The sequence below is a fragment of the Weizmannia sp. FSL W8-0401 genome (genome assembly GCF_038009125.1).
Classification (GTDB): domain Bacteria; phylum Bacillota; class Bacilli; order Bacillales; family Bacillaceae_C; genus Weizmannia; species Weizmannia coagulans.
In genome coordinates, this window is sequence record NZ_JBBPAG010000001.1 from 1,139,935 (window position 1) to 1,151,541 (window position 11,607).

The following is an 11,607-nucleotide window of genomic DNA, read 5'->3' on the forward strand; positions in this document are numbered from 1 at the left end:
ATCCCTAAAAAAACAGGGCCGACCCGGGGTACCGGTCTGTGTACCGGAAAATTTGCGAAGGCATCAGAAAAAGCGGGAATGCTCCCCGCTTTTTTGCGCCTCTGTCAGGCCCGGTCCGCCCGGCAGGATCGGTAATAAAGGAAAATGTACAGCACAAGACAGGACAGGGTGAACAGCGGCCCGTAAATTTCAAGCCAATTTGTCAAACGCGCGTACAAGCTGCGGCCTCCACCCGGCATGCTGAAAGCTTCCTGCCACGCGCTTTTTTCGGCAAAAAAGCGTAAGTATACCGGATTCCAAATGAGCCGGATGATCATAGCTGACAGAAAGCCGTGCAGCACGCGGGCAAGAACAAACGGCCGGAAACGGATATCCGTCTGGGCAAGAATACTGGCCACCTGCGCCTGGATGCTGAACCCGCCAAAGCCGAGGATAAAGCTTGCGGCGATGACCTGCTGAAGCAGGGGGGATTCCTGGACTTCACTGATCATTTGGATCCCGAGCGTCACTTCGAAAAGGCCGGAAATGAGCGGGATGCTCAGTTTTTCCGAAAAATGCGCGAGGTGAAGTAGCTGGGAGACAAGCGTGCCTAATACGGATGTGACATGCATATACAGAAGCAATTTATTAAAGACTGAAAACAGGATGATAAATCCGCCGATCATTAAGAGCGTCTGGATGGCGGACATTACCGCGTCCCCGAGCAGCTTCCCGATCGGCTTGCTGTTTTTAATTCTTGTCGCATGCAAAACGATAAGCGCTTCTTTTAAAAGAAAGGTATGTTTCTTTTTCGGCCTTTTTGTATCCTCGCCAGTTCCGTAAAAACGCATCACCAGGCCGACAATAATATTGCCCGCATAATGCGCCGCGGCAAACAAAATGCCGAGAGAAGGATTATGGAAAAAGCCGACAGCGACCGCTCCAAAAATAAAAAGGGGGCTGGAAGAACTGGTAAACGCTACAAGCCGTTCTGCTTCAATCCGGTCAATCTGTTTTTCCTGGCGGAGACGTGCGGTCAATTTTGCCCCTGAAGGATTGCCGGAAGCAAGCCCCATGGCCCAGGTAAACCCGCCAACACCCGGAACACGGAACAATGGCCGCATTAAAGGCTCCAGGAGGACACCGACGAAGCGGACAACTCCGAAGCCGATCAGCAGTTCGGAAATGACAAAAAAAGGAAAAAGTGAAGGGAAAACGACTTCCCACCACATATTTAAACCCTGAATGGAGGCTTTAAAAGATTCATCTGGCAATACAATCATGGAAATCGCCATTATCGAAACGCTGAAGGCCAAAATGGCGCTTTTGAGTTTAGACTGGTACAATCTGTGTTCCTCCCCTGTCTTTCAATACGCAGCACTTGCTCGCTTGTCCTTATAAATCAAATATACTCATAGGTCTGTAAATTAGACCATAAACTGTACGAAAGAGAAGCACGAGGAGGGGGACGATGGCGGGCCGCCCGAAAATCGGATTGGCGCTCGGCTCGGGAGGCGCCAGAGGTTTTGCGCATATCGGTGTATTGAAAGTTTTCGAAGAGGAAGGCATTCCGGTGGATATGATTTCCGGCAGCAGCATTGGGGCGCTGGTTGCGGCGCTGTATGGGGCGGGGCGGACTGTCCGCGAGATGGAGCTGCTTTCCGGCGCATTTAAACGCAAATATTATTTGGACTTTAAAATTGGCAAGATGGGCCTGATTTCAGGAAAAAGAATTGAAGATCTGATCCGCTTGCTCGTTCACGGGAAAAAACTTGAAGAATTGAACCCGCCTGTCGCCGTTGTCGCCGCAAATCTTTCAAACGGCGAAAAAACGGTGTTCAGAAAAGGGCCGGTTGCAGAAGCGGTACGCGCCAGCATTTCCATCCCCGGCATTTTTGTCCCGAAAAAAATCAAGGGCCATCTCTTTGTGGACGGCGGCGTGGCGGACCGCGTCCCGGTGTCTGTTGTAAAGGAAATGGGGGCGGAGCTTTTGGTCGGGGTGGATGTTTCCGCCATGAAAAAAGAAGCGGAAATCCGCCATATTTATGATGTTATTATGCAAAGCATCGATATCATGCAGATGGAACTGGCCGAAAGCCGGAAAACGGAAGCCCATGTTTCGATCCGCCCCGATGTCTCGATGTACAGTTCAATGGCTTTTACAAATGCCGGACAAATCATTAAGATAGGGGAAGAAGCCGCAAAACAATCCGTAATTGAAATACAGCAATTGCTGGAAAAATGGAAGGAGCTCGACAAATGAAACACCGAAACATCCGGCGGCGCATACTGATTGCGGCAGTGCTGATCCTTGCCCTCCTGTCGTTTGTGCCGCTGCCTTATTATATTGAAATGCCGGGGAGCGCCATGCAGCTTGCCCCGCTGATCAAAGTAAAAGGTGGCTATCCTGAAAAAGGCCAGTTGATGCTGACGACTGTCCGTATGGGCCGCGCGAATCCGTATACGTATCTTTGGGCAAAAGTGAGAAAACACGAGGATGTCGTGCCGGTTCGTGAAATTATGGATAAAAATATGACGGACGAGGAATACAATGTCTATCAGCTTTATTTAATGGAATCAGCAAAACATAATGCTATCCAGGCTGCTTTTAAGAAGGCGAAAAGGCCGTTTAGCTCCCGTTATGAAGGGATTTATGTCCTGAATGTATATGACGGGATGCCGGCCGCAAAAGTGCTCAAAGCCGGAGACAGAATTACAAAAGTGGATGGCCATGCATTCAAGTCTTCCAAACAGTTTATGCACTATGTCGCAAAGAAAAAAGCCGGGGACAAAGTGGAATTGACCTATGTGCGCCAGAAAAAGGCGAAGACGGCAACCGTTGCGCTTGCAAAATTTAAGGAAAACCACCATAAAACGGGAATCGGGATCAGCCTTGTCGATGACCGGACCATCAAATCCGACCCGGCCGTGAAAATGGATACTGAAAAAATCGGCGGCCCTTCCGCCGGGCTGATGTTCACATTGGAAATCTACAACCAGCTGACCAAACAGGACATTACAAAAGGCTATAAAATTGCCGGAACCGGAACCATTTCGCCAAACGGGGAGGTTGGCCGCATCGGCGGAATTGATAAAAAAGTGATTGCAGCGGACAAAGCGGGGGCGGACATTTTCTTTGCCCCGGATGATACGATTCCACCCGAAATGAAAAAAGCCGACCCTGGCATCAAGCCGAATTACGAAGAGGCAAGAGCGGCCGCGAAAGAAATCGGGACGAACATGAAAATTGTACCGGTCAAAACACTGGATGATGCACTCGCCTATTTAAACGCCCTGAAACAGAAATAACCGGAAAGCCGCTTGTTTTAGCGGCTTTTCCCTAATAAGGGGAAGGCCGTCACGCATTCCGGGTTTTACCTATAAGCCGGCATGTAATGTGTGATCCGGCTTGTTCGCTTTCAAAAAAGGTGCCAGCCTGCACGCATGCAGCTTTTTCCCCTGCAAAAAGCCGTCCTCATCATCTTGCGTTTCATCCGGTTATTCCCAGCTCCATGCCCGAAGCTTTCCGCCTGTAAAAAGGCAGCCTGCAGATTCACGCGCCATCCGTTTTTTCGTCTGCGAAAAAAGGCGGCTTGCTGAATTCCCGCGCCATCAGGCTTTCCCGTTCATTTGCCGGAAGCGGGAGGGCATATATCCGCGCGGCCCTTATGTCCGGTGCAAGCAGCGGGGCAGTTTGCAGCGAAAACTTTGAAATAACGGGAACCGGTACCGTTTTTTTCACGCTGTTCAAATAGCGCCTTCCCGTTTCGTTCATGGCGAGCAGCCGGATATACGCCGGTTTTGCCGCATGCCTTTTGATTTCTGTTTTTTTGGCATTGGTTAACAAATGGGTGCAAATTCGCTGTAGCCTTGTCCATGTGTATCGTTTTGTTTTCACTTTTCTCATGAAATCGGGAAAACTGTTGGCGGATACCGCGGCTTTTTTTAAACGGTATTCAATGCCTTCTTCCACTTCATAAATGGCGCGCAATTCCTCTTCGGAAGAGGAAAGCAGCCGGTAGTGCAAAAAAGGCCAGTAAAGCGCCCAATGGTGGAAGTGCCCGTTGTTGTTGCGGTGCCGGCTCAGTACATGAAACGCTGGTTCCGGTATTGCCGGGCGGGCAGCGTGCAGATCTTCGCTTTGCAGGATGGTTTTTCTGATGGCGCTCGCACTTGCAATTTCACTGGTTATCGCGGCGTCATGATGCCCGGCTGCTTTTCTTTGGACGGTAAAAGCCTCCATCGCCGGGTTTTGCCTGGCTGCCGCGAGCATATAATGAAAGCCGAGAATATTATTGGGCGAACGTAAATCGAGCGCACTGCCTGGGGCGAGCTTTTGAAAGCTGTTTGATAGCGCAGCCGGATAGCTGATGCCTTTTTTGACCTCGCGCTTGACGGATGCGTTAAATGCCGCCTCGTTTTGAAGCAGGGCGGCGGCCGCCTGGCGGAATGCTTCGATGTCGCCGGATTCGCTGCCGAAGCAGAAGCTTTTGCACTGCAAAGCGTCCAAAACGGCAATCCCGCCTGCCGCAAATGTTTCGGCAGGCTGCACGGCAAATGCATACGGCAGTTCGACAACGAGATCCGCGCCCGATAATACGGCCATCTCCGCCCGCGTCCATTTTGAAACAAGCGCCGGCTCGCCCCGCTGCGTAAAATAGCCGCTCATAACGGCAATGATGCACTCTGCGCCTGTCATCCGCCGCGTCTCGCTAAGATGGTGCAGATGGCCATTATGAAAAGGATTGTACTCCACAATGATGCCGGTACTTTTCAAATTGTGATTCCCCTTTCCGGAAGATTTGAATGTTTAAAGAAATCCGTTTGGGATAAGTTATTTTTAACATAACCGGCAAAAAAAGCAATCCTGCCGGCTGCAAAATTTTTTGAAAAAAACGGGGAGACTTGAGACAAAAGCGTAAAAAGGATGCGCCTAAAAAGTTTAGGCCGGTTTCTGTTTTGAAGAAAAATTTTCGTTTTGGACATCATGGTTGTAAAGCAAAAAATATTGACAAAAGGTATGAAGGAAGCTATAATTACCTTTGTTGTCTTGGGGTGATGAAAGTGAAATGGTCTGCCATTCAATTGCAAAAATTTCGGGACAAGCGCTTTGAGATAGATGGGTCGGTTGATATTACAAAAGATTTAATGGAAACTGATTCCGAGATCCGCGGGGCCTCGCCTTTCCACGTAACGGGAACGGGGAGCGTTGCGCGGGGCAGGGTGACGTTTGACCTTCACGTTGAAGGGACGCTTGTGCTGCCTTGTGCCCGGACGCTTGTTGATGTACATTACCCGGTAGACTTGAAATCGACAGAAACGTTTCTTCTTGAGCCTTCCGATTATGAAGGCGCTGAAGATGAAGAAGTGCATGTTGCCGAAAATGAGGTCATTGATTTGATACCGGTTATGAAAGAATTGATTTTGCTCGACATTCCCATGCAAGTTTTCAGCGAGGAAGCTAAAAAAGGCGAACTGCCGCATACGGACAACTGGCAGGTGCTGACGGAGGACGAGTATTTGGAAATGGAGCAGAAGGCGGAAAAAGCGGTAGACCCGCGTATGGCCGGCCTTGCGAAATTTTTTGACCAGGATTCTGAATAACCGCCATCTTCGGCTAAAATGATATGCTGATCTCTTATAAGGAGGTGGGAAGAATGGCTGTACCTTTTAGAAGAACTTCTAAAACGGCAAAAAGAAAACGCCGCACACATTTTAAATTGCAAGTTCCCGGCATGGTTGAATGCCCGAGATGCGGTGAAATGAAAATGGCGCACCGCGTATGCCCATCTTGCGGTTTTTACAAAGACAAAGTTGTGGTAAATAAATAATAAAAGAGCACGGCGCAAACCCGTGCTTTTTTATTTGCCTAAAAAACGCGATCCCTTCCCGCCATAAGCCCCTGCCTGTTCTTCCCTTTTTCCTCGAAATTTTGCAGCGGCTTTTCGTCTATCTTTTCTATTAACGGCATATGAATAGTATTAAAAAGGATGGGGGGAAAGATATGCCGGCAGTCAGACAGGATGCCTGGACAAAGGAAGAAGATTTGTTGCTATCGGACATTGTGTTGCGCCATATCCGCGAAGGCAGCACGCAGCTCCGGGCGTTTGAAGAGGCAGGGAAGCGGATGAACCGGACCGCAGCGGCATGCGGGTTTAGGTGGAATTCTTATGTGAGAAAGCAGTACGCCTCCGAAATTGAGGCCGCAAAAAAAGAAAGAAAGGAAAGAAAACAGCTTGTCCGGGATTCCGGGAGAGCGCCTGCTGAAGAAGGGCCGCAGGCAGAAGCGACGCTGTTTGATGCCATCCGTATCCTTCAGCAGCTTGCGGAAAAAAGCAGGCACGAGAGTGGGCAGTTGTCCGCATCCCGGCGCGGTACAGAGGAATGGAAAAGCAAATATGAGGCGCTGCTTCAAAAGTATCTTGAAGAAAAGGAAAAGCATGAGCAGCTGCAAAAAGAATACAGTGCGCTCCTTTCCATTATGGAAAAAGCACGGCAGTTGTCTGAACAAGATTAAAGCGGCGGCACATCCCCTGGACCTTAAAAGGCAGGGGACATTTTTTGTTCGTAAAAGGCAAAAAAAGAACCGGAATCCGGTTCTTTAAGAAGAGGTCGTTTTTTTGTCCTGTTTTGCGTCTTTCAGCTTCACGCCGTGCGGCAGCCAGACAAACGGATTTTCGCTCAAATCACGCTCAACATTATAAGGAACGGGTTTGAACCCCATTTTTTCCCAAAATCCCCGCGACTTCAGGCGGGCGTTTGTTTTAATCGGCAACCCGAAGCTTTTGGCAAAATCAACAAGCGCCCGGCCGTAATTCTTATATTGATAGTTCGGGAGCACTTCCAGTTTCCAAAGTTCCAAAAATGTTTGCGGAGGGTCAAAATAGAGATCATATTTTGCATCCCGTTCGTAAAGGCTCATGCGCGCAACGAGTTTATCGGCAAAATAGATGCCGTAAAATGGCGAGTCGGCGTTGTCTTCAATAATATTGTCTTGCAAATCTTCGAGCATGGACAGTTCCTGCTGCCCGTACTCTTTAAACTGTTTGAATTCTTCGAGCGTTTTGTAGTTCACTTTCAGCCTTTTCACTTGGTAAGCCATATCAATTCCCCCATCCCTCTTTATAGTGCTGTGTCGCGGCAGCATGGCGGCGATTCTTGCATAAAACCGGTTGATATTATCATTATATAACAAACAATTGGAAGAATGAAAGAAATACGTGTAAGCGGTCGCACCTCATTTTTTGTCCGGAATTTTCTTTTCCATTCCCTTATTGCCTGTTAAAATGGAGCAAAGAAAATGGAAAGGGGCGGGCAAAATGAAAATCGGGATTATTGGCGCTGGCGCGATCGGTTTATTATACGGGGGCTGGCTTGGAAAGTTGCATGAAGTGACCCTGTTTCCAAGGACGAAGGCACAGGCCGGGCAGCTGAATGAAAAAGGGATTACCGTAAAAGACAGCGCATCTTCGTTCAGGACGATTGTCAAAGCGGATGGCACGTTCTCTTCACTTTCCTCCCAGGATTTGGTGATTGTTGCCGTCAAGCAATATGACCTTCCCGCTGTTGCAGCCGTTTTAAAACACGAAGATGGTGGGGTGCCGGCCTTGTTTTTGCAAAACGGCATGGGCCATCTGGCTCTTCTTGAAAAATTGCCGCAAAAAACGATCCTTGTTGGCACGGTGGAGCACGGTGCATCCCGGCTTGACGGCACAACGGTGAAGCATAACGGGCACGGCAAAACGAATATCGCCGTCTACCGCGGAAAATGGGACGAAAGCGTGCAGCTGCATACAGATGCATTCCCGTTCACGATGCAGCCGGATTATGAGCTGATGCTTTTGCGCAAATGTTTCGCCAATGCCGTCATCAATCCGCTCACAGCCATTTTAAAGGCAAAGAACGGGGAACTGGTCAAAAACCCGCATTATGCCCGTGTGTTCCGCGTCGTATTTGAAGAACTGGCGGCGCTTTTCCCGAAACTTTCGCGGGAAAAGATGTGGGAGGAAGTCACCGGCATTTGCAAAAATACATGCGAAAATGAATCATCCATGCTGAAAGATGTGAAAAAAGGAGCGCGGACCGAGATTGACGCGATTCTCGGTTACATGCTGGAAACGGCTGCCCGTCAAAACAGTCAGGTTCCGCTTGCGTCCGCCCTTTATGAAATGGTGAAAGGGATGGAGGATAAGGGGTGAGGCACGTTCCGGGTGTTGCCGCCGTGCCTGCAGCGGCCGGAAACAGGCCTTCTGTTTTTGAAACGGGCATCCTTGAAACGGGCAGGCAGGCTTTTTTTCTTTTTTTCACAAAAATGCTATACTCAATGAGAAAATCAATGAAAACGAGAAAGGAAGAATCATTTGATGGAACTGGAAAACTTTTCAATTCCAGCAACGAATCGGTTCGCTTCCCTCTATCTTGCGCAAAAATCTCCTGTAAAGGATTTTTTTCATTATGACATAACGGATGCTTCTGTTTTCCATAAAAGAGTGGAAGATTTAAAAAAACGGGCTTTTAACCGGGAAGGGCTGGCAGATTGTATCGGGCACTATATGGAAAAATTTGGGATTTCTCCGGAGACGGCCCGTTCCTTGGAAAAATTAAGGCAGCCGGACGCTGCTGTTGTGATCGGCGGCCAGCAGGCAGGGCTTTTAACAGGGCCGCTTTATACCATCCATAAACTGATTTCCATTATCCGGCTTGCCAGTGAGCAGGAAGAAGTCCTTCAAATTCCGGTTGTGCCTGTTTTCTGGATAGCGGGCGAGGACCATGACTATTTGGAAGTGAACCATATTTATGCTGAACAGGAAAGGCGTTTAAAAAAATTCAGTTATGCTGAAGGGCCGCTTGAGAAAAAAATGATCTCTGACACCAAACCGGATCCTGCCCATTTAAAGAAATGGATACATAAAGTTTTTGAAGCATTTGGCGAAACCGAACATACCAATGCCCTTCTTTCCCGGCTGGAGGCGTTTGCAGACAGGGCGCAAAGCCTTTCTGACCTGTTTGCCTGCATGATCCACGATCTTTTCAAGGCGTACGGGGTGCTGCTCATCGATTCGGCTGATGCGCACTTGCGGAAGATCGAGGCGCCGTTTTTTGAACGGATGATCCGGGATTATGGCACGATTACGGAAGCGGTCCTCTGGCAGCAGCAGGAAATTGCGCGGTTTGGGTTTCCAAAAGCGATTGACATTTCGAGCCGGGCGCTGAATCTTTTTTATTATGACGGGAAGGAACGGATTTTGCTTGCGTACAGTCCGGAGCACGGCGGATTTACCGGGAAAGGCGGCAGCCCCTTTTTTACGGAGGAAGCGTTGCTCGCGCTTTGTGCGAAAAGCCCTGAACGGCTGAGCAATAATGTTGTCACACGACCGCTCATGCAGGAATGGCTCTTCCCAACCCTCGCGTTTATCGGCGGGCCGGGCGAAATTGCGTACTGGGCCGAGCTGAAGCGGGTGTTTGAAGAATTGGGGATTCTTATGCCGCCTCTTGTGCCGCGGCTCAACATTACGCTGCTTGAGCGAGCGGTCCAAAGGGATATCGAGGAACTGGAACTCGATATCGGGCATGTATTAAAATACGGGACCCGGAAAGAGCGGGAAAAATATTGGAATGCCGCAAAAGATGAGAATATGGACGCACTCATTGCAGAAACAGAAAAAATGCTGAAAATGCAATACGATAAAATTTTCGCCGCAATTGGAAAGGGGCTGCAACCGCTTGCCCGCAAAAATCTCGATTTTCACCTCGGGCAGCTTGCGTTTTTGCAGCGGAAAGTGGATGAAGAGATTGCGGGAAAACATGATGCCGTCCTTGAAAAATACGCACGGGTCGAACGTGCTTTGCGCCCGGACGGCAATCCCCAAGAAAGGGTTTGGAACCTTTTTTATTTCCTTAACAAATACGGGACAGACTTTATCCACACCCTTGCCGCCCTGCCGTTCGCATTTGACGGCACCCATAAACTCGTTAAAATTTAACCGGCTGACAGCGGCCGGCTTTTTTTGTGCAAAAAAACAGGGGAGAAGGGGCGTTGGTTTGCGAAGTGAAAAAGCGGGCTGCCGGGGTCTGGCCATGCTGGAATCGGGTTTTACGGCCGGCAAGTTTTCAATTGATTTTTTCTTGCAAAAAGCAGGAAATCAAGCGCGCGGGGAGAATATAAAAATTAAAGTGGTGAAAGGTGGGGGATTGTGGTAAATTATTAATATGAAGTGGGAAGCGGGGGGCACGCGCCAATGTTCATGGGAGAATACCGGCACAATATCGATGTAAAAGGCCGTTTGATTGTACCGGCCAAATTCCGTGAACAGCTTGGCGATACGTTTGTCATTACCCGCGGGCTTGACCGTTGCATTTTCGGTTACCCTGCGGATGAATGGAAACAGGTGGAAGAAAAACTGAAGTCCCTTCCGTTAACGAAAAAAGATGCCCGCGCATTCACACGATTTTTCTTTTCGGGGGCGACCGAATGCGAGCGGGATAAGCAAGGGCGCATTCTGATTCCCGCACCGCTCCTTTCCTACGCGAAACTCGAAAAAGAATGCGTGGTGCTCGGCGTTTCCAATCGAATTGAGATTTGGAGCAAAGATTTATGGGAAGAATATTTTCAGGAATCGGAGGCCTCTTTTGCCGATATTGCGGAAAACCTCATCGATTTTGACCTTTAACATGTTCGATTGGATAGGAGATTCAGTATGTTTCAACACAAGACTGTTTTGCTGAAAGAAACCGTTGACGGGCTACATATCAAACCGGACGGGATTTATGTTGACTGCACGCTCGGCGGCGGGGGTCACAGCGCCTATTTACTTAAGCAGCTTACCGGCGGGCATTTATACGCTTTTGACCAGGATGAAACGGCGATTCAGCATGCCAAAGAAAAGCTTGCCCATGACCAAAACAGGATCACTTTTATTAAAAGCAATTTCCGCTATTTAAAATCTGAACTGAAAGCGCGCGGTGTGCAGGCTGTCGACGGCATCTTGTATGATTTGGGCGTCTCATCCCCGCAGCTTGATACACCGGAACGGGGATTCAGCTACCAGCATGATGCGCCGCTCGATATGCGGATGGACCTCGATGCTCCGCTTACCGCATATGAAGTCGTCAATGAATGGCCGTATGAAAAACTGGTCCGGATCTTTTTCCGTTACGGGGAAGAAAAGTTTTCAAAACAAATCGCCCGCAAAATCGAGGCGTCCCGTGCCAAAAAACCGATAGAAACAACCGGTGAACTGGCCGATCTAATTAAAGAAGCGATTCCCGCACCCGCACGAAGAAAAGGCGGGCATCCGGCAAAAAGGGTCTTTCAGGCGATCCGGATTGCCGTGAATGATGAATTATCCGCTTTTGAAACTTCTTTAACGGATGCCATTTCGCTTTTAAAACCGGGCGGGCGGGTCTCTGTCATTACCTTTCATTCCCTGGAAGACCGCATTTGTAAAAATATATTGAAAGAATTCAGCAGTGCAGGAGATTTGCCGCATGGGCTGCCTGTCATCCCAAAAGAATACGAGCCCGTATTAAAACTCATTACGAAAAAACCCATTATCCCGGATGATGAGGAAGTGGGCGGGAACAACCGGTCAAGGTCGGCTAAACTGCGCATTGCGGAAAAACGCTAAG

The 11,607-nt window shown here is 49.0% G+C and carries 12 protein-coding genes; 9 read left to right on the forward strand and 3 right to left on the reverse strand.

Annotation, left to right across the window (positions count from 1 at the left end):
* Positions 1 to 104 precede the first annotated feature (104 nt).
* The gene (gene ylbJ, locus NSU00_RS05350) at positions 105 to 1,325 is read right to left on the reverse strand and encodes a sporulation integral membrane protein YlbJ (RefSeq protein ID WP_029142117.1); all 1,221 of its coding nucleotides are present in this window, start codon (positions 1,323 to 1,325) and stop codon (positions 105 to 107) included.
* A gap of 125 nt (positions 1,326 to 1,450) precedes the next feature.
* Between ylbJ and NSU00_RS05355 the strand changes: the two genes are divergently transcribed.
* Both NSU00_RS05355 and NSU00_RS05360 read left to right on the forward strand, forming a co-directional pair.
* Positions 1,451 to 2,242, forward strand: a complete 792-nt coding sequence (locus NSU00_RS05355) for a patatin-like phospholipase family protein (protein WP_029142118.1) — start codon at positions 1,451 to 1,453, stop codon at positions 2,240 to 2,242.
* Positions 2,239 to 3,288, forward strand: coding sequence for a SepM family pheromone-processing serine protease (locus NSU00_RS05360; RefSeq protein ID WP_340702489.1), 1,050 nt, complete (start codon positions 2,239 to 2,241; stop codon positions 3,286 to 3,288). Before NSU00_RS05355 ends, NSU00_RS05360 begins: the two co-directional genes overlap by 4 nt.
* Positions 3,289 to 3,532: 244 nt before the next feature.
* Here the strand turns inward: NSU00_RS05360 and NSU00_RS05365 are convergent, their stop codons facing one another.
* Positions 3,533 to 4,756, reverse strand: coding sequence for a nucleotidyltransferase (locus NSU00_RS05365; protein ID WP_340703515.1), 1,224 nt, complete (start codon positions 4,754 to 4,756; stop codon positions 3,533 to 3,535).
* A 281-nt stretch (positions 4,757 to 5,037) separates the two neighbouring features.
* On the opposite strand from NSU00_RS05365, the gene NSU00_RS05370 reads away from it, so the two are divergent.
* The 3 genes from NSU00_RS05370 to NSU00_RS05380 all read left to right on the forward strand — a co-directional run bounded on the left by NSU00_RS05370 (position 5,038) and on the right by NSU00_RS05380 (position 6,496).
* The gene (locus NSU00_RS05370) at positions 5,038 to 5,583 is read left to right on the forward strand and encodes a YceD family protein (protein ID WP_029142121.1); all 546 of its coding nucleotides are present in this window, start codon (positions 5,038 to 5,040) and stop codon (positions 5,581 to 5,583) included.
* Between the two features lie 53 nt (positions 5,584 to 5,636).
* Entirely contained in the window at positions 5,637 to 5,810 is a 174-nt protein-coding gene (rpmF, locus tag NSU00_RS05375; protein ID WP_017553868.1) for a 50S ribosomal protein L32, read from the forward strand.
* A gap of 173 nt (positions 5,811 to 5,983) precedes the next feature.
* On the forward strand, positions 5,984 to 6,496 hold the full coding sequence (locus NSU00_RS05380; protein WP_340703516.1) for an RsfA family transcriptional regulator: 513 nt from the start codon (positions 5,984 to 5,986) through the stop codon (positions 6,494 to 6,496).
* Between the two features lie 84 nt (positions 6,497 to 6,580).
* Here NSU00_RS05380 and NSU00_RS05385 read toward each other — a convergent pair whose 3' ends face one another.
* Positions 6,581 to 7,081 carry an N-acetyltransferase gene (locus NSU00_RS05385; protein ID WP_340703517.1) on the reverse strand — a complete coding sequence of 167 codons (501 nt, stop codon included), beginning with the start codon at positions 7,079 to 7,081 and terminating at the stop codon, positions 6,581 to 6,583.
* A gap of 217 nt (positions 7,082 to 7,298) precedes the next feature.
* Here NSU00_RS05385 and NSU00_RS05390 point away from each other — a divergent pair, with 217 nt between their 5' ends.
* From NSU00_RS05390 to rsmH, 4 genes are all read left to right on the forward strand, one after another.
* The gene (locus NSU00_RS05390) at positions 7,299 to 8,177 is read left to right on the forward strand and encodes a 2-dehydropantoate 2-reductase (protein ID WP_340703518.1); all 879 of its coding nucleotides are present in this window, start codon (positions 7,299 to 7,301) and stop codon (positions 8,175 to 8,177) included.
* 165 nt (positions 8,178 to 8,342) lie between these two features.
* Positions 8,343 to 9,962, forward strand: a complete 1,620-nt coding sequence (bshC, locus tag NSU00_RS05395; protein ID WP_340703519.1) for a bacillithiol biosynthesis cysteine-adding enzyme BshC — start codon at positions 8,343 to 8,345, stop codon at positions 9,960 to 9,962.
* Between the two features lie 255 nt (positions 9,963 to 10,217).
* Positions 10,218 to 10,649 (forward strand): division/cell wall cluster transcriptional repressor MraZ, encoded by a 432-nt coding sequence (gene mraZ / locus NSU00_RS05400; RefSeq protein WP_029142125.1) that lies wholly within the window; start codon positions 10,218 to 10,220, stop codon positions 10,647 to 10,649.
* A 27-nt stretch (positions 10,650 to 10,676) separates the two neighbouring features.
* Entirely contained in the window at positions 10,677 to 11,606 is a 930-nt protein-coding gene (gene rsmH / locus NSU00_RS05405; protein ID WP_340703520.1) for a 16S rRNA (cytosine(1402)-N(4))-methyltransferase RsmH, read from the forward strand.
* The last annotated feature ends 1 nt before the right edge of the window (position 11,607 follow it).